The 21602-nt window shown below is 64.8% G+C and carries 21 protein-coding genes; 18 read left to right on the top strand and 3 right to left on the bottom strand.

Going from position 1 to position 21602, the window contains the following annotated elements; all coding sequences use genetic code 11:
- Positions 1-78: 78 nt before the first annotated feature.
- Positions 79-1014 carry a zinc-dependent alcohol dehydrogenase family protein gene (locus tag ACN9MY_RS00375; protein WP_426166442.1) on the top strand — a complete coding sequence of 312 codons (936 nt, stop codon included), beginning with the start codon at positions 79-81 and terminating at the stop codon, positions 1012-1014.
- 9 nt (positions 1015-1023) lie between these two features.
- Here the strand turns inward: ACN9MY_RS00375 and ACN9MY_RS00370 are convergent, their stop codons facing one another.
- Positions 1024-1473 carry a hypothetical protein gene (locus tag ACN9MY_RS00370; RefSeq protein WP_426166440.1) on the bottom strand — a complete coding sequence of 150 codons (450 nt, stop codon included), beginning with the start codon at positions 1471-1473 and terminating at the stop codon, positions 1024-1026.
- Between the two features lie 113 nt (positions 1474-1586).
- On the opposite strand from ACN9MY_RS00370, the gene ACN9MY_RS00365 reads away from it, so the two are divergent.
- The 5 genes from ACN9MY_RS00365 to ACN9MY_RS00345 are packed head-to-tail and all read left to right on the top strand — an operon-like array spanning position 1587 to position 8252.
- Positions 1587-5117, top strand: a complete 3531-nt coding sequence (locus ACN9MY_RS00365) for a response regulator (protein ID WP_426336696.1) — start codon at positions 1587-1589, stop codon at positions 5115-5117.
- Positions 5117-5947, top strand: coding sequence for a CheR family methyltransferase (locus ACN9MY_RS00360; RefSeq protein WP_426319816.1), 831 nt, complete (start codon positions 5117-5119; stop codon positions 5945-5947). The genes ACN9MY_RS00365 and ACN9MY_RS00360 overlap by 1 nt, the downstream gene beginning before the upstream one ends.
- Positions 5947-6552 carry a chemotaxis protein CheB gene (locus ACN9MY_RS00355; protein WP_426319814.1) on the top strand — a complete coding sequence of 202 codons (606 nt, stop codon included), beginning with the start codon at positions 5947-5949 and terminating at the stop codon, positions 6550-6552. Before ACN9MY_RS00360 ends, ACN9MY_RS00355 begins: the two co-directional genes overlap by 1 nt.
- Positions 6552-7772 (top strand): hybrid sensor histidine kinase/response regulator, encoded by a 1221-nt coding sequence (locus ACN9MY_RS00350; protein WP_426319812.1) that lies wholly within the window; start codon positions 6552-6554, stop codon positions 7770-7772. Before ACN9MY_RS00355 ends, ACN9MY_RS00350 begins: the two co-directional genes overlap by 1 nt.
- A gap of 9 nt (positions 7773-7781) precedes the next feature.
- On the top strand, positions 7782-8252 hold the full coding sequence (locus ACN9MY_RS00345) for a DUF2244 domain-containing protein (protein WP_426319810.1): 471 nt from the start codon (positions 7782-7784) through the stop codon (positions 8250-8252).
- 10 nt (positions 8253-8262) lie between these two features.
- Here ACN9MY_RS00345 and ACN9MY_RS00340 read toward each other — a convergent pair whose 3' ends face one another.
- Positions 8263-8865 (bottom strand): OmpW/AlkL family protein, encoded by a 603-nt coding sequence (locus ACN9MY_RS00340; protein ID WP_426319808.1) that lies wholly within the window; start codon positions 8863-8865, stop codon positions 8263-8265.
- Positions 8866-9032: 167 nt separating this feature from the next.
- On the opposite strand from ACN9MY_RS00340, the gene ACN9MY_RS00335 reads away from it, so the two are divergent.
- From ACN9MY_RS00335 to tssF, 11 genes are all read left to right on the top strand, one after another.
- On the top strand, positions 9033-9527 hold the full coding sequence (locus tag ACN9MY_RS00335; protein ID WP_426319806.1) for a (2Fe-2S)-binding protein: 495 nt from the start codon (positions 9033-9035) through the stop codon (positions 9525-9527).
- A complete protein-coding gene (locus ACN9MY_RS00330) occupies positions 9524-11719 on the top strand; it encodes a molybdopterin cofactor-binding domain-containing protein (RefSeq protein ID WP_426336695.1) in 2196 nt (731 codons plus the stop codon). Before ACN9MY_RS00335 ends, ACN9MY_RS00330 begins: the two co-directional genes overlap by 4 nt.
- A 46-nt stretch (positions 11720-11765) precedes the next feature.
- Entirely contained in the window at positions 11766-12170 is a 405-nt protein-coding gene (gene soxX / locus ACN9MY_RS00325; protein ID WP_426336694.1) for a sulfur oxidation c-type cytochrome SoxX, read from the top strand.
- Positions 12167-12610: a SoxY-related AACIE arm protein gene (locus ACN9MY_RS00320; protein WP_426336693.1), complete on the top strand. Its 444-nt coding sequence runs from the start codon at positions 12167-12169 to the stop codon at positions 12608-12610. The genes soxX and ACN9MY_RS00320 overlap by 4 nt, the downstream gene beginning before the upstream one ends.
- 1 nt (position 12611) lies before the next feature.
- Positions 12612-12935 carry a thiosulfate oxidation carrier complex protein SoxZ gene (gene soxZ / locus ACN9MY_RS00315; RefSeq protein ID WP_426336692.1) on the top strand — a complete coding sequence of 108 codons (324 nt, stop codon included), beginning with the start codon at positions 12612-12614 and terminating at the stop codon, positions 12933-12935.
- A gap of 119 nt (positions 12936-13054) precedes the next feature.
- The gene (gene soxA, locus ACN9MY_RS00310; protein ID WP_426336691.1) at positions 13055-13732 is read left to right on the top strand and encodes a sulfur oxidation c-type cytochrome SoxA; all 678 of its coding nucleotides are present in this window, start codon (positions 13055-13057) and stop codon (positions 13730-13732) included.
- On the top strand, positions 13729-14031 hold the full coding sequence (locus ACN9MY_RS00305; RefSeq protein WP_426336690.1) for a c-type cytochrome: 303 nt from the start codon (positions 13729-13731) through the stop codon (positions 14029-14031). The genes soxA and ACN9MY_RS00305 overlap by 4 nt, the downstream gene beginning before the upstream one ends.
- Before the next feature lie 2 nt (positions 14032-14033).
- Positions 14034-16934: a diguanylate cyclase gene (locus ACN9MY_RS00300; RefSeq protein ID WP_426336689.1), complete on the top strand. Its 2901-nt coding sequence runs from the start codon at positions 14034-14036 to the stop codon at positions 16932-16934.
- 12 nt (positions 16935-16946) lie between these two features.
- Entirely contained in the window at positions 16947-18209 is a 1263-nt protein-coding gene (locus tag ACN9MY_RS00295) for an NAD(P)/FAD-dependent oxidoreductase (RefSeq protein ID WP_426336688.1), read from the top strand.
- A gap of 93 nt (positions 18210-18302) precedes the next feature.
- Positions 18303-19061, top strand: coding sequence for a hypothetical protein (locus ACN9MY_RS00290; protein WP_426336687.1), 759 nt, complete (start codon positions 18303-18305; stop codon positions 19059-19061).
- 2 nt (positions 19062-19063) lie between these two features.
- On the top strand, positions 19064-20740 hold the full coding sequence (gene tssF, locus ACN9MY_RS00285; RefSeq protein ID WP_426336686.1) for a type VI secretion system baseplate subunit TssF: 1677 nt from the start codon (positions 19064-19066) through the stop codon (positions 20738-20740).
- A 140-nt stretch (positions 20741-20880) separates the two neighbouring features.
- On the opposite strand, the gene ACN9MY_RS00280 is transcribed toward tssF, so the two are convergent.
- Positions 20881-21138, bottom strand: a complete 258-nt coding sequence (locus ACN9MY_RS00280; protein ID WP_426166392.1) for a hypothetical protein — start codon at positions 21136-21138, stop codon at positions 20881-20883.
- Positions 21139-21285: 147 nt separating this feature from the next.
- Between ACN9MY_RS00280 and ACN9MY_RS00275 the strand changes: the two genes are divergently transcribed.
- Entirely contained in the window at positions 21286-21591 is a 306-nt protein-coding gene (locus ACN9MY_RS00275; RefSeq protein WP_426336685.1) for a hypothetical protein, read from the top strand.
- Positions 21592-21602: the final 11 nt, after the last annotated feature.

Below are 21602 nucleotides of genomic sequence, written 5' to 3'. Positions count from 1 at the left end.
TTTGCAGCCAGCCCCTGTTTTTCCGGCGCCTGCCAATGCCTACACTGCCAGTCATCGAAACCCACAGGAGCCCTCGCCATGAAAGCCATGATTCTCAAAGCGGCCGGCCAGCCGCTGGTCCAAGCCGAAATCGCCAAGCCGGTAGCGGCGGCAGGTCAGGTGCTGGTACGCATCCATGCCAGCGCCGTCAATCCGCTCGACCTCAAGATCGCCGCCGGAAAGGCTGCCCATGCGCGCATGCCGTTGCCGGCGGTGCTGGGCATCGACATGGCGGGCGTGGTGGAGGCGGCCGGCCCTGGCGTTACCGCATTCGCCCCGGGCGACGCCGTATTCGGCATGACGGGAGGCGTGGGTGGCGTGCAGGGCTCTCTGGCCGAATATGCTGCTGTCGACGCCGACCTGCTGGCACATGCGCCACGCACCATCGGCCTGCGCGAAGCGGCAGCCCTGCCGCTGGCCTTCATCACCGCATGGGAAGGGCTGGTGGACCGGGCGCGCGTACAGGCCGGCCAGTCGGTGCTGGTGCAGGGCGGCGCAGGCGGTGTTGGCCGCATGGTCGTGCAGCTCGCGCTGGCCTTTGGCGCCCAGGTTGCGGCAACCGGCCGTGCCGGCCAGCGCGAAGCGATCGAAGCCCTTGGGGCGCGCTTCATCGAGCAGGCCGAAGGCGAGGAATTCGACATCGTGTACGACACGGTCGGCGGCGAAGTGCTGGATGCATCGTTTCGCGTGGTTCGCGAGTACGGCGGGCACGTGGTCAGTGCCCTTGGCTGGGGTACCCATGCCCTGGCGCCGCTGTCGTTCCGGGCAGCCAGCTATTCCGGCGTATTCACCCTGCTGCCCCTGTTGTCGGGCAAGGGGCGCGCGGCGCATGGCGCCATCCTGCGCGAGGCCGCGCGGCTGGTCGATGCCGGCAAGCTGTCGGTGCAGTTGAATGCCGAGCGCTTCACGCTCGCGCAAGCGAACCACGCGCATGCAGCAGCCGGGGGAGGTAAAGTAGTGGTGGATATTGCCTGAGCAGGGCGGCTATTGCGGCGCGGGCGGAGCATCGGCTGAGGCGCCAGCCGGCGCAGCCTCCGCGTCGAAACGCATCTTCGACTTCTTGCTCTCCGCCACGTAAGTCCCCAGCTTGGTTCCGCTGGCGGTGGTATTGCCGCCCTCGGCGACCAGGGTGCAGCCCTGGGTTTCCACCTGCCAGACATACTTTCCGGCGCGCAGGCTCCAGACATTGTCGCCGCTGGCGAACAACTCGAACTCCAGTCCTTCCAGCGGCATCTCGCCCAAGGAAATCGCCCGCTGGCATTCCGGCAGTCGCGCGGCCATCAGCGTGTACTGCGCATCTTCCTTCCAGAAAAATTCCTGCTGCCGCCGCACGGTCAGCGTATGTTCGCGCGTGCCGTCCGCATAGAAGGTTGCGGAATCATTAACGCAGCCAGCCAGCAATAACAGCGGCACGACAGTCAGGATTTTGCGCATGGGCGAAAGGAAGTGATTGGTTTGAAAGCAATTATAGCCCCCGCGCACGATTGCCGCGCAAGCTCCGCCGTAGGCGTACACTGGGAGCTTCCGATGACTGTCTGACCATTTCAATGCAAAGAAGTTCGACCATCGATGACCAGGGCTTTCGCCGAATCCTCAACCGGAATGTGAAGGTCCCGCTGCTCGGCGGGATCGTTGCTGCCGGCATTTTCGTTGTGCTGTTCGCCTACCTGATGAGTACATGGAGCGCGGTGGAATCCACCGAGCGCGCGATCGGCAATGCGCAGGAATTGCGCAAGCTGGCGGTCGACATGGAAAGCGGCATGCGCGGCTTCCTGCTGACAGGTGATGATGCCTATCTTGCTCCCTACATTGCCGCGCGCCCGCGTTTCGAGGCCTCTTCCGAGTCGCTGCGCGAACTGGTGGAGGACGACTCCACCCAGGTCGAGCGCCTGCGCCAGATCCGCGCCCAGCACCAGGCGTGGATGCGTGCGGCGGACCAGATGATCGCAACCCGCCGCCAGCAGGGCGACTACCTCGGCATGTTGCGCGCCGGCGCCGCCAAGGCGGCCCTGGAAGACCTGCGCGAACAGTTCCGCGCGTTCATCGCGCATGAAGAGCGGGAGCGCGCCAATCGCGGCGAGGCGGTGCGCGTGGTGGGCTTCTGGACAGTGGCGATCTTCCTTGCCGTCAGCCTGGCGGTGAGCAGCCTGCTGGCGTGGCTCGGGCGGCGCGACCTGATGCGGCTGTCGGACGTCTATCGCGATGCGCTGCAGGAGCAGCACACGCATGCTTACCAGTTGCAGCACCAGGCCTGGCTGCGCGAGGGCCAGAGCCAGCTGGCCGAGCAGGGCATAGGCCAGATGGCCTTGCCGCTGCTGTCGTCGACGCTGCTGGACTTCATGGCGCGCTACCTGGACGTGGCGGTGGCCTCGTTCTACGTGGTCAAGCCGGATGGATCGCTGGAGCGCACGGCGGCCCATGGCTTCCGCCAGGAGGATGAGGCGAAGGGGCAGCATTTGCTGCCGGGTGAAGGCCTGGTGGGCCAGGCTGCGCGCACGCGGCGCGCCGTGCACATGGCGCAGCTGCCGGCCGGCTATATCAAGGTGTCTTCGTCGCTGGGCGACGGCATGCCGCAACAGCTTGTGCTGCTGCCGGTGCATAGCGATGGCCGGGTGAACGGCGTGGTGGAGCTGGGCTTCCTGCGCGAAGTGGGGCGGCGCGAGCTGGACTTCCTCGAACTGGTCGCGGGCAATGTCGGCATGGCGATCGAGGCGACCGTTGCCCGCCAGCGCCTGGCCGAGGTGCTGGCCGAAACGCAGTCGCTGAACGAGGAATTGCAGGTGCAGCAGGAGGAGCTGCGTACCGCCAACGAGGAACTGGAGGAGCAGTCGCGCGTGCTGGAGCGCTCGCAGGTCAGCCTGGAAACGCAGAAGCTGGAACTGGAGCAGAGCAACCAGAAGCTGGAGCTGCAAGCGGAAATGCTGGACCAGCGCAATGCCGCCCTGGCCGCGGCGCGCGTCGACGTGGAGGCGCGGGCGCGCGACCTGGAGCGGGCCAGCGAATACAAGTCGCAGTTCCTGGCGAACATGTCGCACGAACTGCGCACGCCGTTGAACAGTTCCATGATCCTGGCCAAGCTGCTGGCCGACAACGCGCAGGGCAACCTGGATGAGGAGCAGGTGCGGTTTGCGCAGACCATCTACAACGCCGGCAACGACCTGCTGGCGCTGATCAACGATATCCTCGATATCTCCAAGGTGGAGGCGGGCAAGCTGGAACTGGCGCCGGAAGAAGTGGCCTTGCAGGCGATGATCGATTCCCTGCAGGCGGCCTTTGTCCCGCTGGCGCGGGAAAAGCAGCTCGAGTTCGTGGTCGACCTTTTGCCCGGCCTGCCGGAAAAGGTCTATACCGACCGGCAGCGGCTGGAGCAGATCCTCAAGAACCTGTTGTGCAACGCGGTCAAGTTCACCGATCGCGGCAAGGTGATCCTGCGCGTGTCGCCGGGCGAGGCGGGCTTGCTGCGCTTTGCCGTCATCGATACCGGCGTCGGCGTTCCGGCCGAGCAGCAGGGCGCGATCTTCGATGCCTTCCAGCAGGGCGACGGCACGCCAAGCCGGCGCTTTGGCGGGACCGGCCTGGGCTTGTCGATTTCGCGCGACCTGGCGCGCTTGCTGGGCGGGGAAGTCGAGTTGTCCAGCGTGGAAGGGCAGGGCAGCACCTTCACTTTGCTGTTGCCGACGCAGTGGGCGGTAGCTGCGCCGCCCGGCGACGCGGCGCTGCAGCCGGCAGGCCGTGCGGACGCACCGCCTAGCGGGCCCGCCGCCGCACCGCCTGTCGCCGCAACCGCGCCGCTATCGATGCCGGGCGACCTGCCGATCGCCGCCGCCGGTCCGGGCGAGGCCGGCGCCCCGCTGCGCCCCTTCGACGACGACCGCGCCGCCGCCCCGCCGCCGGAGCGCAAAGTGCTGATCATCGAAGACGACCCCGACTTCGCCCGCATCCTGTACGACCTGGCGCACGAATCGAATTATCGCGCCCTGGTCGCCTTCACCGCCGAGGAAGGCCTGAAGCTGGCCGAAGAACACCAGCCGCAAGCCGTCATGCTCGACATCCGCCTGCCCGACCGTTCTGGCCTGTCGGTGCTGCAAATGCTGAAAGACAACCCGCAAACCCGCCACATTCCCGTGCATGTGATCAGCGGCGCCGACAGCGGCGAAGCAGCCCTGCACCTGGGCGCCATCGGCTTTGTGCACAAGCCCGCCGGGCGCAGCCAGCTGCTGGCCGTGTTCGAGCGCCTGGAGCGCCGCTTCACGCAAAAGATCAAGCACATCCTGCTGGTGGAAGACGACGCCCGCCAGCGCGACAGCATGGTCAAGCTGATCGAAGACGAGGACATCGCCATCGCAGCCGTCGCCAGCGGCGCCGAAGCGCTGGAGCAGCTCCGCGCCACCATCTTCGACTGCATGATCATGGACCTGAAACTTCCCGACATGCAAGGCAGCGAACTGCTGCAGCACATGTCGCAGCAGGAGATCGCCAGCTTTCCGCCGGTGATTGTCTATACTGGACGTAGCATGACGCGCGCCGAAGAAGCGGAGCTGTCGAAATACTCGCGCTCCATCATCATCAAGGGCGCCCGCTCGCCGGAGCGCCTGCTGGACGAAGTCACCCTGTTCCTGCACAAGGTCGAGTCCCAGCTCTCCAGCGAACGGCAAACCATGCTGAAGGCAGTGCGCAGCCGCGACCGCGTCTTCGAAGGCCGCCGCATCCTGCTGGTGGACGACGACGTGCGCAACATCTTCGCCCTGACCAGCGCCATCGAACAACAGGGAGCCCTGGTGGAAATCGCCCGCAATGGCCAAGAAGCCCTCGACAAGCTCGATGCCGTGCCCGACATCGACCTGGTGCTGATGGACATCATGATGCCCGGCATGGACGGCCTGGAAGCCACGCGCCGCCTGCGCGCCGACCCGCGCTTCGCCCGCCTGCCGGTGATCGCCATCACCGCCAAGGCCATGAAGGACGACCAGGAGCAATGCCTGGCCGCCGGCGCCAACGACTACCTGGCCAAGCCGATCGACCTGTCGCGCCTGTATTCATTGCTCCGCGTGTGGATGCCTGCCCTGGACACGGTGTGATGAGCGACGGCGCACAAATCGGCAGCGTCGACATCGAGCTGCGCATGCTGATGGAGGCGATCTTCCTCAGGTACAGCTACGACTTCCGCGACTACACCGGCGCTTCGCAGAAACGCCGCGTGTTGCACGCCATGGGTGAAATGGGCTGCGCCACCGTCTCGCAGCTGCAATCGCGCGTGCTGCACGAGCCCAACGCCTTCAGCCAGCTGCTGCAATACCTGACCATCCCCGTCACGGAAATGTTCCGCGACCCCACGTACTACATCGGCCTGCGCGAGCATGTGACCCCGGTGCTCGGAACCTACCCCTCGCTGAAGATCTGGGTCGCGGGCTGCAGCACCGGCGAGGAAGTGTATTCGCTCGCCATCCTGCTGAAGGAAGAAGGCCTGCTGGAGCGCAGCCTCATTTACGCGACCGACATCAACCCGCAATCGCTGGAAAAAGCCAGGAAAGGCGTTTTCCCGCTCGAGAACATGCGCACCTACACCGCCAATTACCAGGCGGCCGGCGGCAAGCGCGCTTTCTCCGACTACTACACGGCCGCCTACAACGCCGCCCTGTTCGACCGCTCGCTGTGCGAAAACGTCACCTTCGCCGACCATAGCCTGGCTACCGACTCGGTGTTCGCCGAAACCCAATTCATCAGCTGTCGCAACGTGATGATCTACTTCAACAAGAAGCTGCAGGAACGGGCCCTCGGGCTGTTCCACGAGTCGCTTTGCCATCGCGGCTTCCTGGGGCTGGGCAGCAAGGAGAGCATCGACTTCTCCACTTACGCTTCCCGGTTTGAAGTGCTCGCCAAGCGCGACCGCCTGTTCAGGAAAAAATAATGCAAACCGACCCTGCGCTGGACATGGCTGTGCGAGGCCGAACCACGGAGGCGATCGTCATTGGCGCGTCGGCCGGCGGCGTGAACGCCTTGATCCAGGTGCTGCCGGCACTGCCGCGCGGTTACCGCCTGCCGATCGTGGTGGTGCTGCATGTGAGGAGCGGTCGCCAAAACCAGCTGGTGGACGTCTTCCAACAACGGGTGCAGGTACCGGTGCGCGAAGCGGGCGACAAGGAAGACATCATTCCGGGTACCCTGTATTTTGCGCCAGCCGGTTACCACCTGTTGCTTGAAAATGAACGCAGCTTTTCGCTGAGCTGCGACGCACCGTTGCACTTTGCACGTCCCGCAATCGACATTACTATGGAATCAGCGGCAGACGTGTATGGATCACGCCTGGCGGGCATGCTGCTGACCGGCGCCAATGACGACGGCGCGCAAGGCATGGCCGCCATTGGCAAGGCGGGCGGCCTGACGGTGGTGCAGGACCCGGAAGAAGCCAATGTCGGCGTGATGCCGCTGGAGGCCATCCGCGTGCGCCAGCCGGACCTGGTGTTGCCGCTGGAACAAATCAAGCAACTATTGCTGATGCTGGAGAAGCACTGATGGAACCGACCAATGTCCTGCTGGTGGACGACTTGCCGGAAAACCTGCGCGCGCTGAATGCCCTGGTGCGCGCCGACGACCGCGTGATCTACCAGGCCCGTACCGGCGAAGAGGCGCTCGCCCTGTTGCTCGAACATGAATTCGCGCTGGCCATCGTCGACGTGCAGATGCCGGGCATGGACGGCTTTGAACTGGCTGAACTGATGCGCGGCACCGGCAAGACGCGCCATATCCCGATCGTCTTCGTGAGCGCCGCCGGCAAGGAGCTGAATTACGCCTTCAAGGGCTACGAAGCGGGCGCGGTGGACTTCCTCTACAAGCCGCTCGATCCGGAGGCGGTGAAAAGCAAGGTCAATGTCTTTGTCGACCTGTTCCGCCAAAAGCAGGAAGTGCGGCAGATCGTCGAACAGCGCGAGGCCACGGTGCGCGAGCTGAACGCCGTGCAGCAGGAACTGCAACGCGCGCTGGAAATGCGCGACCAGTTCATGTCCATGGTGGCGCACGAGCTGCGCACGCCGCTCAACACCCTGTACCTGGAAGCGCAGATGCGCAAGCTGCAGCTCGAACGCGGCAACATGGACCACTTCGCGCCGGAGCAGCTGGAACGCATGGTGGCGCGCGACATGCGCCAGATCCACGCCATGGTGCGCCTGATCGACGATATGCTCGACGTATCGCGCATCCGCGCCGGCAAGCTGTCGATCCGCCCGGCCCGCGTCGACCTGGAGGCGCTGCTGCAGCGCATCGTCGGCGACCTGTCGCACCAAGCCGCCGACATGCACAGCGAACTGCGCCTGTCGATCGTGCAGCCCGTGGCCGGGTGCTGGGACGAGTTCCGCGTGGAGCAGGTCATCGTCAACCTGATTAACAACGCCCTGCGCTACGGCGGCGGAAAGCCGGTCGACGTGCGCCTGCATGCCGACAGCCAGAACGCCCGTATCGAGGTGATCGACCAGGGCGTCGGCATCCCCGAGGAAGTGCTGCCGAAAATCTTCGAACCCTTCGAACGCGGAAAGATGGAAGGCATGCCGGCCGGCCTGGGCCTGGGCCTCTACATCTCGCGCCAGCTGGCCGAAGCCCACGGCGGCACGCTCTCGGCCCGCAGCAAGCCGAACGAAGGCGCCACCTTCATCTTCACGTTGCCGCGCGCCGACGAAAAGCCCACGCCGGGCACGGGAAGCACCAAGGACATTTTGCCTTTGCCAGCGAGTTGTGCCTAGAATGTCCCCATGAACCGGGACTTGCTCAGGGAACGCAGGGAATGGCTACTGCGGCGCAATTGCTCATTGTCGCCCCAGCAGATGGGGATGGCTTATGCCCTGATGTGCCTGCTCTCGTTTGCGGTTGCCACCGGCTTTGTGATCATGGGCATGTGGCAGGTGCTGTTGTTCACCGTGCTGGAGATGACGGCCGTGGCGGCCGCCTTCCTTTACTTCGCCCGCCATGCCACGGACTATGAACACATCGTGCTCGCCAACGGCAAGCTGCTGGTGGAGCAGGTCTCCGCCGGCAAAATGAGCGTGACGCAGCTCGAACTCTACTTCCTCCGGCTGCAGATGCCCGCCCGCTACGGCGACCTGATTCACCTTGAATCGAATGGCGTCGCAGTCGATATCGGCTACTTCGCCACCGACCCGCGCCGCCGCGCGCTGGCCCAGGAGCTGCGCGCGGAAGTGCAGGGCGGCTTGTTCAGCAACTAGGTGCCAGCCGTCAGAAGCGGTAGCCTACGCCCACGCCGAACATGACCGGGTCAACCTTGACCTTGCTGACCTTGGTGCCGGCAAGCAGCACGTCGCTGCGGATCTGCACTTTCTTGATGTCCAGGTTGAGCGACCAGTTCTTGTCCAGCTTGCAGTCCACGCCAGCCTGCAGGGCCAGGCCGAAGCTGTCGTGTTCCAGGCTGCCCTGGCCGTCCAGGATCTTGTTCTTGGAGAAGGTGGTCCAGTTCACGCCCACGCCCAGGTAAGGGCTGAGCTGCGAGGATGGGGTGAAGTGGTACTGCGCCAGCAGGGTCGGCGGCAGGTGCTTGAACGTGCCGGCGGATTCGCCAGCCACATACACGGTGTGCTTCTGCGGATAGGTCAGCACCAGCTCGGCGGAGATATTCGGGGTGAAGAAGTAGGAAATATCCACTTCCGGAATGGTCTTGCTGCTGACGGTGATCAGGTCGGATGGGCCCACGCCGGCAATCGGGTCGGACTTGTCTGCGGGGTTGATGTGCACGGCACGTGCGCGCACTTGCCAAGGCGTTTCCTGTGCCATTGCACCAAACGCCACGCTACCCAGGACAACTGCCAAAATCGCTTTCTTCATTTCACTACCTCTTTCATGTGGTCATTGATATTCGGTAAGTAAAAGTCTATTGATGCGACGCAGCAAAATCTTTGACCTAAGTCAAAATTGCCCGAACGAACACAAGTTAGCTAAAACGAGAGTAAGATTCGCGAATTCACATCCCACCCTATCCCCGGAGGCAGGAAATGAAATTGCACGTCAATGGCCAGGTACGCGAGTTCGAGGCCGAAGAAGATACGCCCCTGTTGTGGGTGATCCGCGAACAGCTGGGACTCACCGGTACCAAATACGGCTGCGGCGTGGCGCAATGCGGCGCCTGCACCGTGCACATTGACGGCGAACCGACGCGCAGCTGCGTGCGCCCTGTCTCCACCGTGACGGCCGACCAGAAGATCGTCACCATCGAAGGCCTGAGCCTGGACGGCAGCCATCCCGTGCAAAAGGCCTGGGCCGCGCTGGACGTGCCGCAATGCGGCTTCTGCCAGTCCGGCATGATCATGGCCGCCGCCGCGCTGCTGAAGCAGAAGAAGAACCCGACCGACGCCGATATCGACGCAGCGATGACCAATATCTGCCGCTGCGGCACCTATAACCGCGTGCGCAAGGCCATCCACGTGATCGCCAGGGGCGGCGACGTGAAGACCGCAGGCCTGGACATCGTGGAAGGGAGCAAAGCATGAGCGCCGCAGTTTCTCATTCCCGTCGCAGCTTCCTCGGCCGCTCGCTGGGCGCCACCGCAGGCCTGATGTTCGGCTTCCATATCCCGTTCGCAGAAGCGCAGCAGGCGCAGGCCGCCGCGGCACCGGATGCGCCCGAGATCAACGCCTGGGTCGTGGTCAAGCCGGACGACACCATCGTGGTCCGCATCGCCCGTTCCGAGATGGGCCAGGGCACGCTGACCGGCCTGGCGCAACTGGTGGTGGAAGAACTGGATGGCGACTGGAGCAAGGTCACCACCGAATACCCGTCGCCCGGCCGCCAGCTGGCGCGCAATCGCGTCTGGGGCAGCTTCTCCACCGGCGGCAGCCGCGGCGTGCGCGAATCGCATGAATACGTCCGCAAGGGCGGCGCCGCAGCCCGCATGATGCTGGTGCAGGCCGCCGCCGCCCAGTGGGGCGTGCCGGCCGCCGAATGCGCGGCCGCGAAAAGCGTGATCACCCACACGCCGTCCGGCCGCACGCTCACCTACGGCAAGGTCGCCGACGCAGCAGGCAAGCTGCAGGCGCCCGCCGCTGCCGACATCAAGCTGAAAGATCCGAAAGACTGGAAGCTGGCAGGCAAGCGCCTGGCGCGCCTGGACACGGTCGACAAGACCACCGGCAAGCAGGTCTACGGCATGGACTTCAAGCTGCCCGGCATGCTGAACGCAGCGATCAAGGACTGCCCGGTCTTCGGCGGCAAGGTAAAAAGCTTCGACGCCGCCGCCATTGCCGGCAAGCCCGGCGTGAAGAAAGTGCTGCAGGTCGGCGACAGCGCCGTGGCCGTGGTGGCCGACACCTGGTGGCGCGCCCGCAGCGCCCTGGACGCCCTGCCGATCGAATGGGACAAAGGCCCCAACGCCGGCATGAACAGCAAGGACACCGCCGCCTGGATCAAGGCCGGCCTGGATGCACCGGAAGCGGCAGTCGGCAACAGCAACGGCGACGCCAAGGCCGCCCTGGCCCGCGCCCACCGCAAGATCGAAGCCGTCTACAGCTACCCCCACCAGAACCACGCCACCATGGAGGTGATGAACGCCACCGCCGTGTGGACGCCGGAGCGTTGCGACGTCTGGACCCCGACGCAGAACGGCGAAGCCGCCTTGGCCGCGACCAGCGAGGCAGCTGGCCTGCCGCAGTCCAAATGCGACGTGACCAAGCTGCATCTCGGCGGCGGTTTCGGACGGCGCGGCGCCACGCACGACTGGGTAACCCAGGTCGTGAAGATCGCCAGGGAAATGCCGGGCACGCCGATCAAATTGATCTGGACCCGCGAAGAAGACATGCAGCACGGCCGCTACCACCCGGTCACGCAGTGCAAGCTGACCGCAGGCCTGGACGCCAAAGGCGAGGTAACGTCGCTGCACATGCGCATCGCCGGCCAATCGATCCTCGCCGCGCTGTTCCCGCAGAACGTCAAGGACGGCAAGGACCCTGCAGTCTTCCAGGGCCTGAACCCGCCCGGCCCGGAAGCCTCGTTCGGCTACACCATCCCGAACCTGCTGATCGACCACGCCATGCGCAACCCCGCCGTGCCGCCAGGCTTCTGGCGCGGCGTGAACCTGAATCAGAACACGATCTACGTCGAATGCTTCCTCGACGAAATCGCGCACGCCACGAAGCAGGACCCGCTGGCCCTGCGCCGCAAGCTGATGAAGGACAGCCCGAAGCACCTGGCAGTCCTGAACGCGGTGGCCGAAAAAGCCGGCTGGTCCAAGCCGCCGAAGAAAGGCATCTACCGCGGCATCGCGCAAACCATGGGCTTCGGCAGCTACGTCGCCGCCGTGGCGGAAGTCTCGGTCAGCAAGGACGGCAAGCTGAAGATCCACCGCATCGTCGCCGCCACCGACCCGGGCCACGCCGTGAACCCGCAGCAGATCGAAGCGCAAGTGGAAGGCAGCTTCGTCTACGGCCTGAGCGCAGCGCTCTACGGCGAGATCACGATCAAGGACGGCGCAGCAGAGCAAACCAACTTCGACACCTACAACGTGCTGAAGATGGACGAAATGCCGAAAGTCGAAACGGTCGTGATGCCAAGCGGCGGCTTCTGGGGAGGCGTAGGCGAGCCGACGATCGCCGTCGCCGCCCCCGCAGTGTTGAACGCCATCTTCGCCGCCACAGGCAAGCGCATCCGCGACCTCCCACTGAAGAACCACAGCCTGAAAAAGGCATAAAGAAATGCCGCCAGTCCGCGGCCCGCGAGCAGACTGGGTCAGACCCTTGGGTCTGACCCAGGTTTACCGGTTTTTGCTTGCAGTCCTGTTGACGCTCAACACCGCCCAAGCCCAGGAAGGCAACGCCGAAACCGGCCGCGCCATCGTCGCCAGCCGGCAGCAAGGCCTCTGCCTCCTCTGCCACAGCGCCCCCATCCCCGAGGAACGCTTCCAGGGCAACCTGGCCCCCGACCTCGCCGGCGTCGGCGACCGCTACACCAGGTCCGAGCTCCGCCAGCGAATCGCAGACAGCAGCGCCATCAACCCCAGCACCATCATGCCCTCATACGCCAAAACGGAAGGCCTCACACGCGTAGCCCCCGCCTACCGCGACAAACCAATCTTCACCGCGCAGCAAATCGAAGACGTGGTCGCCTACCTCGTCACGCTCAAGGCTGCAGAAAAGAAATGACCACCCGCCGCCAACTCCTCGCCGCGTTGCCGCTACTGGCGCTAGTCCGCCCCGCCCGAGCGACGCCCGCCGAGATGACAGCCGCCGTCGCCGCCTACACCAGCAACGCCAGCATCCAGCGCGGCCGCGTGCAGATCGACATCGCCCAACTGATCGACAACGGCAACGCAGTTCCCATCACGGTACGGGTCGACAGCCCGATGACCGAGCAAGCCCACGTCACCGACATCGCCATCTTCAACGAAAAGAACCCGCTTCCCGACGTCGTGAGATTCAAGCTGACGCCCCTGGCCGGCAAGCCGGAAATCAGCACCCGCATCCGCCTCGCCACCAGCCAGACGCTCACCGCCCTGGCCCGCACCAGCGACGGCCAATGGTGGCAGCAGACGGTCGACGTGATCGTCGCCCTGGCGGCCTGCGTAGAAGGGGAGCCCATCTGACATGGCCAGCGCCCTGATCCACATGCCCGCCAGCGCCAGGCCCGGCGAGATAATCGAAGTACGTGCCCTGATCGCCCACATGATGGAGACCGGCTTCCGCCCCGGCCCCGACGGCAAGCCCCTCCCGCGCGACATCATCCGCAAATTCGAATGCCGCTACAACGGCAAGCAGGTCATCAGCGCCGAGCTGCATCCCGCCATGAGCGCCAACCCGTATATAGCCTTCTTCATCAAGGCAACCACCAGCGGCCCGCTCGAATTCACCTGGAGCGGCGACAACAGCTTCGCACAAACAGAAACCAAGCAGCTGCAGGTGCAACCATGAGGCTCATCGCACCGCTACTAGCGCTAGCCGTCACCACAGCCGCCAGCGCAGACTGGGTCAGACCCTCCGGGTCTGACCCAGGTTTACCGGTTCTGGAGCGCAAATCCGGCCGCGACTACATGTCCCCCGCCACGCAAGCGATGCAAGCCGACGACACCCAAAACCCTGCCATGCTCTGGGTCGCCAACGGCGAAGCGCTCTGGCGCACAGCCCCCATCGGCGGCAACGGCAAATCCTGCGCCACCTGCCACACCGACGCCAAGTCCAGCATGCGCGGCGCAGCCGCAAAATTCCCCCGCTTCAGCCAATCAGCCGGCAAGGTGATCACGCTATCCGGCCAGGTCAACCAATGCCGCACCGGCGCCCTGAAGGCCGCCCCGCTGAAGCCAGAATCACCCGACCTGCTGGGCCTGGAAACCTACATCGCCCTGCAAAGCCGCGGCATGCCTGTGACGCCGGCAGCCGACAAGGAAACCAGGCAAGCCGCCGATCGCGGCCAAAAACTCTTCACCACCCGCATCGGCCAGCTGAACCTGAGCTGCGCCCAATGCCACGACAACAACGCCGGCAAACGCCTGGCCGGCGCACCCATCCCCCAAGGCCACGCCAACGCCTATCCCATCTACCGGCTGGAATGGCAAGGCGCAGGAAGCCTGCAACGCCGCCTGCGCAACTGCATGAGCGGCGTGCGAGCCGAAGTCCCTCCTTACGGCGCTCCCGACCTGGTAGACCTTGAAGCCTACCTTGCCCTGCGCGCCCAGGGCATGCCACTAGAAACCCCAGGAGTCCGCCCATGAAGACAATCGCCGCACTGATGCTCGCGCTGTCCGCCACGCTCCCCGCCGCCGCCGTAGAAGCGATCCCGAACGGCGCACGCCTCGCAGCCAGCTGCACCGGCTGCCACGGCACCAACGACGCCACGCAAGGCAGTGCGCTGCCGCCGCTGGCCGGCCAGCCCAAGGACCAGCTGCAGGCCGCGCTGAGGGACTTCAAATCCGGCAAACGCCCCGCCACCATCATGACCCAGCTCGCCAAAGGGTACACTGACGAACAATTGGAAATATTGGCAGCGTACTTCGCCGCCCAGAAAAAATAAAAATGCGATTCAAACTGGCCCATAGCCTGCTGGCTGCGGCGCTGGCGCTGACCACATGTGGCGCCGGCGCCCAGCACATCTCCTTGCAACACTTCGGACAAAGCGAAGGCCTCGGCAACCTTTCGCTCACGGCACTGGCCCAGGATGCCAGCGGCTACCTGTGGGTAGGCACCGAGAATGGCCTGTTCCGCTACAACGGCGCGGAATTCCGCCGTTACGGCAGCACGCAGGGAATGGACGACACCTTCGTCACCGCCCTGCACAGCAGCTCGTCCGGCGCGCTATGGGTCGGCAATCACGCAAGCCTGTACCGGCTGCAGCAGGGCCGCCTGGTTCCCGTGCTATGGGAAGGCAAGAAGCTTCCCGTATGGCCGCTCCAACCCATGGCCGAAAGCCCCGCCGGCGAAACGCTGCTGGCAAGCGAGGGCGATCTGTTCGTCCTGGCCGCGAAGGGCGACCGCACCAGCATCCGCCTGTATTTCGACGCTGCCGCGCTGCAGGCGCACGCCGAACTGAAATCGGTCCGCAGCGTCCACGTCGACGAAAAAGGCACGCTGTGGATGGCATGCAAGGAATCGCTCTGCCAGGCCAGCGGGAAGGACATCCGCGTATTCAGCGAGCAGGATGGCCTGCCGCACGACCAATGGACCAGCATTGCAAGCGACAAGGCCGGCAACCTCTGGATTCGCAGCGAAAAGCGCATCTTCACGCTGCCCCGGGGCGCAACGCGCTTCGAAGACCGCACGCCGTCGCAAGACGTAATGCGCAAGCACATGCTGCGCAGCGAGCTGCACATCGACGACAGCGGCAACGTGCTTACCAACGCCGATAACGGCCTGCTGCGCTGGCGCCAGGGCCGCTGGGAGTCCTACGGCAAGGAAAACGGCCTCGATGCGGGCGGCGGCGTCACCGACATCCTTCGCGATCGCGGACGCGGCACCTGGCTGGCAACGCGCGGCCGCGGCCTGCTGCACTGGCGCGGCTACGGCAACTGGGAAAGCTGGACCATGCAGCAAGGCCTGCCGGATGACGTGATCATCTCCGTCAAGCGCGACCGCGAAGGCCGGCTGCACGTAGGCACCCGTTCCGGCCACGCCGTGATGGAGCCCGGCGCCAACGGGTTCACAACGCCGCCAACCCCGCCAGCCCTGGCCGACCAGCAATGGTCCACGATGGAAACGGACCGCAACGGCAGGCTATGGGCCGGAAGCTATTCCGGCATGCTGATGCGCTCCCTGCCGGACACCCGGAAGACCGAACTGGTCGCCAGGCTGCCCTTCATTTCGCAGGTGCTGGCCGACCGCAAAGGCCAGCTGTGGCTCACCACCTGGAAAGGCGTCTACACCCTGCCCGACAACGCGCCAGCCGGCACGCAGCCGCAAGTGGTAAAGATGCCGTCCACCGCAAACCGCCACCCCGAAAACCCGGTCGGCCCGGGCTGCATGGACGCGCAAGGCGGCATCTGGCTGCCCAGCCAGTCCGACATCCTGCATTACGACGGCACTGCGTGGAAAGTGCTGGAGTTCGGCGCCGCATTAGGCGACGGCACCTTCGACGGCATCGCCTGTTCGCGCAACGGCACCCTGTGGGCCAGCACCGGCGGCACGCTGTGGAGCCTGAAAGTGCAGGGCGAAGCAAAGGCGACACGCATCGAAGCCCCTGTGCTGCGCGACCGCACGATGTACGCCATGTTCGAAGGCAGCCGCGGCTGGCTGTGGATCGCCACCGACGCCGGCTTCGCCGTCTGGAATGGAAGCCGCTGGCGCATGCTGAACGAGACCCACGGCCTGGTGTGGAATGACCTGAATGGCGTGGGCTTCTACGAGGACAAGGACGGCTCGATGTGGATCGTCACCAGCAACGGCCTGTCCCACGTGCTGCGCCCGGAAACCCTGTTCGAGGTAAGCACGCCGGAAGCCGTGATTGAAGAAGCCCTGCGCGGCGGCCGCCCGCTGGCAGCAAATGCCGGGCGCCTGCCATGGTCGCAGGACCCGGTGGTATTCCGCCTCGCCAGCCTCCAGTTCGAAGGGCGGCAAGGCCTGCGCTACCGCTACCGCCTGGCCGGCATGGAAGACCAGTGGAACGAATCGGTGCTGCCTGAAATGCGATACGCCGCACTGCCTGCTGGCGACTACCGCTTCCAGGCCATGGCCGTGGATGTGGAAGGCGCCGTGCAGCCGAAGCCCACCGAACTCGCATTCTCCATCGCTCCGCCGTGGTGGCGCAGCTATCCCTTCTATGCCCTGTGCGCTGCAGCCGTGATTTTCGGCTTCCTGCTGTTCCACCGCATGCGGCTGCTGGTTCACAAGCGCCACGAAGCAGAGCTGGAAGCCATGGTGCAGGAACGCACGCGAGAATTGGAAGAGGCCCAGGAAGCGCTGCGTGTCAGGGCGCTGAAAGATGCCCTGACACGCACCTGGAACCGAGGCGCGATGATGGAAATCCTTGAGCGCGAAATCGGAAAATGCCAGCGCACGGGCGAAAGCTTCGTGCTGGTCCTGCTCGACCTGGACTTCTTCAAGCGCGTCAACGACACGCACGGCCACCTGGCCGGCGACGCCGTGCTGGTGGAAACTTCCCGGCGCCTGATCGCTGCAACGCGCTCCTACGACGCCGTAGGCCGCTACGGTGGGGAAGAATTCATCGTACTGCTGCCAGGCCTGACCCTGCCAGCCGGCGCTGCCCGCATCGAAACCCTGCACCAGGCTATCCGCAGCGAGCCGGTCGACATCGGCGGCGGGACAGGCTTGCCGGTGACCGCCAGCTTCGGCGTGGTGGCGTTCACACCGCAACGGCAGGTAGCAGCTACCGAGTTGCTGCACCTGGCGGACGAAGCCCTGTACCGCTCGAAACGCGAAGGACGCGACCGTATCAGTTATGTGGAAGATGCAATGCAAACCTGATTGAGGAGCCCCATGGACCGTCGAACATTTGTGCAAGCAGCGATCCTCACCGCCACGACCGGCTGCGCCAGCATGGGCGGCCAGGCCAGGCCGCACGTAGTGGTCGTCGGAGGCGGCTACGGCGGCGCCACAGCCGCCAAGCATGTGCGCCTGTGGAGCCAGGGCGGCATCGACGTCACGCTGATCGAACCGAATGCCAGCTTCGTCAGCTGTCCGCTTTCAAACCTGGTGCTGGGCGGCTCGCGCAAGCTGCAAGACCTGACCCGCAGCTACGACGAGCTGCAGCGCAGGCACGGCGTGAAGATCCTGCACGACAGCGCCTCCAGCATCGACCCGGAAAAGCGCACCATCAAGCTGCTAAGCGGCGAGGTCCTGAGCTACGACCGCTTGATCCTCAGCCCCGGCATTGAATTCCTGTGGGGCGAGCTGCCAGGCATGAGCGTGGAAGGCGCGCAGGACAAGATCCTGCACGCCTGGAAAGCGGGCCCGCAAACCACCGCCCTGCGCGCCCAGCTCGAAGCCATGCACGACGGCGGCGTATTCGTCATGACCGTGCCCCCCGCACCCTACCGCTGCCCGCCCGGCCCCTATGAACGCGTTTGCCAGGTAGCCCACTACTTCAGCCAGCACAAGCCGAAATCCAGGGTCCTCCTGCTCGACGCCAACGAGGACGTGGTCAGCAAAGGCCCGCTGTTCAAGAAGGTCTGGAAAGAACGCTACGCCGGCATCATCGAGTACCGCCCGAGCTTCAAGACGGTAGACGTGGACGTGGCCGCCCGCACCGCCATCTCCGAGCTGGGCGACAAGGTAAAGGCCGACGTGCTGAACATCGTGCCGCCCCACCGGGCCGGCGCGATCGCCGCGCAGACCGGCCTGGCCAACATGAACAAGCGCTGGTGCGAAGTCGACTTCATCACCTTCGAATCCACGCAGGCAAGGAACATCCACGTGATCGGCGACGCCATCCAGGTTTCCCCGCTGATGCCCAAGTCCGGCCACATGGCCAACCAGCACGCCAAGGTCTGCGCCGCCGCCGTGGTCGACCTGCTAAGCGGGCGCGTGCCCGAGCAGACGCCATTGCTGACCAACACCTGCTACAGCTATGTAAGCGACAAGGACGTGATCCACGTCGCCAGCGTGCACGCCTACAACGCCGAAAAGAAAACGCTGCTTGTGGTACCCGGCAGCGGCGGCGTCAGCCCCGGCCCGTCGGAGCTCGAAGGGCATTACGCCGACAGCTGGGCGCAAAACATCTGGAGCGACATGCTTTCCTGACCGCCGCGCGCTGCACCTTTGCTTCACCTCAAACGCTGACCTGCTCCCGGGTGCCACCATTGGCAGGGCTATCCCCTGACTAATGGTGACCTCATGTCCAAGCCACAATCCGCCGCACAGCGCAGTCCCAATCTCTGGCATTTTTCCGCCCTGGTATGGGGCACCTCGCTCCTGTTGCTGTCGCTGTTTGCCATGCCCATCAGCGTCAACCCGCTTGGCATGCGCCTGCAGCTCTGCCTGACGGCGGTGCACCTCGGGGGCGTGTTCTACATGTGGCGCCTTGCAAGGCGCGGCAATCCGGAGCGCCTGCTGGACATCGCCATCATTACGCTGGCCTTCATCTACATCGTCCCCCTATGCATGCTCGCCGCGCCCGTGATCGTGCTGGCGGCATACGCGATGCCGGCAGGCTCCTGGCTGGCGGTCATCGCCATCATGGCCGCATGCGGCGCGGCCCTGGCACTGGTGCGCCTGTGGAGCACGGCCACCGGCAAGAACACCGGCCACTGCTTCGAAACATGGCTGGCGGAGCAGCTGAAAGGCGATGCCATCACCGCCAGTTCGCTGAGTGGATTGCTCAACCACGTTGGCCGCCACGCCACCGAGCCAAGCCGCATCGACGGCTGGTCCATGATCGCCGCCGCCGCCGCCGGCGCGCCCATTCTCGCGGCCAGCATCGATTACGACCGCGCCGGAGCGAGCCTTGCAATCTGCGCCCTCTTCACCACGCCCATGGCGATGCACGCTTTTTCCCGCATGGTGGTGCATGCCTACCTGTGGATCTTTCGCCTGCGCCGCTTCGAACGCGATTCGGGGGTAAAGGTTGTCGTCAACCTGCGCAGCGGGAGCTGAGCGTGGACAAGCTCCTGCATCACTACGAACAAGAGCTCACACGCCTGCGCCGGACCATCCGTAAATATGCCGATGCCCACCCGCAAACCGCCGCCGCGCTTGAACTGGAAGCCGGCGCCAGCACCGATCCCGAAGTGGAGCGCCTGCTGCAATCAATCGCGCTGCTCAACGCCAGCATGCAGCATTCCATCGAGGATGGCCGCAACGACTTCCACAAGGCTCTCCTGCAAACACTGCAGCCGCACTACCTGCGCCTGGTCCCCGCCTGCGGCATTATCCAGGTCGACACCTCGGCTGCGCGCTCCAACGAAATCAGTACCGCCAGCCGCCTGCCGCGCGGCGCAATCCTGCGCTGCGGCGGCAGCAAGTTCGCGACCGCCTATGATGTCCGCATTGCCCCCATTGCTGTCGCCGGCGCCAGGTTCCAGCCGACGATCGACCTGCCGGCAACGCTGCGCCTCCCAAGCGAAGCCAGGTCGGCGCTCTGCCTCAGCCTCGAGGCCACCGCCGGCAGCGCCGCATTCGACCAGCCGCCCATCGCCACGCTGCGACTGTGGCTGGATGGCGACGCGCCGTTGCGCGCAGCGCTCCTTGACGCCATCCTGATGCACCGCCTGTGCGTATGCCTGGAAGCCGAAGGCAGCTGGCGCCTGTTGCCTGCATCACCATTCACACCGGTCGGAACCGGCGCCGAGGAAGCTGTCTTGCCGCCGCGCGCCGGCCAGCAAAGCCAGCGGCTGCTGACGGAGTTCTTCCACATGCCGCAAAAGTTCGACTTCATCGACCTTGACCTGCAGGCCATCGCCGCGCGCTGTCCGCCCGGCTGCAAGCGCCTCACGCTGCACGTCGTCCTTCCCGGCTGCGAGCCGGAACTGCGCCATGCCGGCGCCGCAAACTTCCAGCTCTCATGCACGCCGGTCGTCAATCTTTTCCCGCAGGCCGCAGACCCGATTCGCCTGGACGGCAGAAAAGAGTCCTACCCGCTTGCGCCGGACCAGCCTGGATGCGGGATCTACAGCGTCGACAAGGTCTCGCTCATGAGCCGCAACGGCGAGCGCGCCCTGCCGCCTTTCCACGGCGCTGCACACACGGCGGCAGGCCCTTACTGGCAACTGGACGAACAGGAAGGTTTCGCCCTTGCCCTCATCGACCGCGAGCAGCGCCCCGCCAGGCTCGAGACAGGAACGATCGCGGTGCAGCTCACGTGCACCAACAATGAATTGCCGCAGCGTGGCGCCAGGCTGACGACAGAAGCAAGCGCCGGCGGCTTTCCGATCAGCTTCGTCCATGGCCCGGCACGTGGCCAGCGCCTTGCCAGTCCTGGCGAACTATGCGACAGCCTCTACACGCAGGACACCAGCCTGCAAGCCCTGCACAAGCTGCTGCAACTCCACGGCTGCCCCTTCAGCGAAAGCCTGGGAAGCCTGTTCGCCAAGCCATCCACTGCCTGGCTTGTGCATCCAATGGGCCGGCTTCACATGCACGGCACAGAGTTCACCCTGCTGGCCGATGAGAATGGGCTGCGTGGCCACAGCATCCACGTGCTCGGCGAGATCCTGGCCGCCGCGCTTGCCGACAAGCTGCGCGAAAATCGCTTCGCCTCACTTCGCATCGCCAACCGGCAGGGCCGAATCCTCTACCTTTCCACGCCCCGCGCCGGCACGCGGCAGCTCGTGTGAATCAGCTATAGACTTGCCACGGCCACTCCATGTAGCCCTCGCCATTAGGCCTGCGCTGCACAATGTCGCCGGAAAGCGCGTCGTCAATCGCGGCCACAAGTTCTCGATAATGCGCAACCTGCGCATCGGGCAGGCTCACGTCAATGGATCGCTGCTCCCGGCATGCCATCATCCTGGCGCGAGCCGAGGTACAGCTTGGCCAGCGGCGGCTGCTCATTTGCCCAGAAATGCATGACCGGATAACGAATGCTCTCGCAGATCGTTGTCACGCGCTTTTGTTGTATTTGCCCATCTTCGAAAGCCTCCACCAGCCGGTCGAACTTGTCGGACGTTTCATGCGAACCCGGCGCGGTAAAGACGAATGCTCCTGAATTGTCATCAAAGACCCGGAATTCCATCGTAAGCTCCTCAAATCGCACGTGAACCTGATTGTAGGCAGCGCTGGCAGGTGCGAACTGTGAGAACGACGATCAAGCCAAACGTGTGGCCGGAAAAAATCAACTCTGCTATCGTTTCCGTTTTGATAATTACACGACGACCGAAGCATGGACTCAATGCAGGAAGAAGCAGTAATCCGCCGCCACCCTATCACTGCCGGCATCATTGGACTCATCACGGTCGTGTACTCGGCAATCATCTTCATCCTGTTCCTTCTCGCGAGGGACGCGGTCGGGTATGAAGTGATCTTTGGGACGATGGCGTTGGCGCCGTACCTGCTCCTGTTTGGCGCCGTTGGCGGCGCGCTGTTCTTCAGGAGCAGGTCGCTCGCCCACCAGTTCTGGCTGGCGCCGGCGCTGTTCGCCGTGTATGGCTTGCTGTATGCCGCCGCAACGACCCACTCTTTCGCCTAGAGCGGCGGCCC

The sequence above is a fragment of the Pseudoduganella sp. R-31 genome (assembly GCF_049913235.1).
Classification (GTDB): domain Bacteria; phylum Pseudomonadota; class Gammaproteobacteria; order Burkholderiales; family Burkholderiaceae_D; genus Rugamonas.
The sequence above is the reverse complement of the archived record's forward strand: the minus strand, read 5'-3'. Positions and strand labels throughout refer to the sequence as shown.

Bases quoted from the DNA above. Each gene is read 5' to 3' on its own strand.
- ACN9MY_RS00375 (WP_426166442.1), top strand. From the start codon at position 79: ATGAAAGCCATGATTCTCAAAGCGGCCGGCCAGCCGCTGGTCCAAGCC.
- soxA (WP_426336691.1), top strand. From the start codon at position 13,055: ATGTCCCCCGCCACGCAAGCGATGCAAGCCGACGACACCCAAAACCCT.
- ACN9MY_RS00300 (WP_426336689.1), top strand. From the start codon at position 14,034: ATGCGATTCAAACTGGCCCATAGCCTGCTGGCTGCGGCGCTGGCGCTG.
- ACN9MY_RS00365 (WP_426336696.1), top strand. From the start codon at position 1,587: ATGCAAAGAAGTTCGACCATCGATGACCAGGGCTTTCGCCGAATCCTC.
- ACN9MY_RS00320 (WP_426336693.1), top strand. From the start codon at position 12,167: ATGACCACCCGCCGCCAACTCCTCGCCGCGTTGCCGCTACTGGCGCTA.
- ACN9MY_RS00370 (WP_426166440.1), bottom strand. From the start codon at position 1,473: ATGCGCAAAATCCTGACTGTCGTGCCGCTGTTATTGCTGGCTGGCTGC.
- soxZ (WP_426336692.1), top strand. From the start codon at position 12,612: ATGGCCAGCGCCCTGATCCACATGCCCGCCAGCGCCAGGCCCGGCGAG.
- ACN9MY_RS00290 (WP_426336687.1), top strand. From the start codon at position 18,303: ATGTCCAAGCCACAATCCGCCGCACAGCGCAGTCCCAATCTCTGGCAT.
- ACN9MY_RS00275 (WP_426336685.1), top strand. From the start codon at position 21,286: ATGGACTCAATGCAGGAAGAAGCAGTAATCCGCCGCCACCCTATCACT.
- ACN9MY_RS00335 (WP_426319806.1), top strand. From the start codon at position 9,033: ATGAAATTGCACGTCAATGGCCAGGTACGCGAGTTCGAGGCCGAAGAA.
- ACN9MY_RS00345 (WP_426319810.1), top strand. From the start codon at position 7,782: ATGAACCGGGACTTGCTCAGGGAACGCAGGGAATGGCTACTGCGGCGC.
- ACN9MY_RS00280 (WP_426166392.1), bottom strand. From the start codon at position 21,138: ATGGAATTCCGGGTCTTTGATGACAATTCAGGAGCATTCGTCTTTACC.
- ACN9MY_RS00355 (WP_426319814.1), top strand. From the start codon at position 5,947: ATGCAAACCGACCCTGCGCTGGACATGGCTGTGCGAGGCCGAACCACG.
- ACN9MY_RS00350 (WP_426319812.1), top strand. From the start codon at position 6,552: ATGGAACCGACCAATGTCCTGCTGGTGGACGACTTGCCGGAAAACCTG.
- ACN9MY_RS00295 (WP_426336688.1), top strand. From the start codon at position 16,947: ATGGACCGTCGAACATTTGTGCAAGCAGCGATCCTCACCGCCACGACC.
- ACN9MY_RS00330 (WP_426336695.1), top strand. From the start codon at position 9,524: ATGAGCGCCGCAGTTTCTCATTCCCGTCGCAGCTTCCTCGGCCGCTCG.
- ACN9MY_RS00305 (WP_426336690.1), top strand. From the start codon at position 13,729: ATGAAGACAATCGCCGCACTGATGCTCGCGCTGTCCGCCACGCTCCCC.
- ACN9MY_RS00340 (WP_426319808.1), bottom strand. From the start codon at position 8,865: ATGAAGAAAGCGATTTTGGCAGTTGTCCTGGGTAGCGTGGCGTTTGGT.
- ACN9MY_RS00360 (WP_426319816.1), top strand. From the start codon at position 5,117: ATGAGCGACGGCGCACAAATCGGCAGCGTCGACATCGAGCTGCGCATG.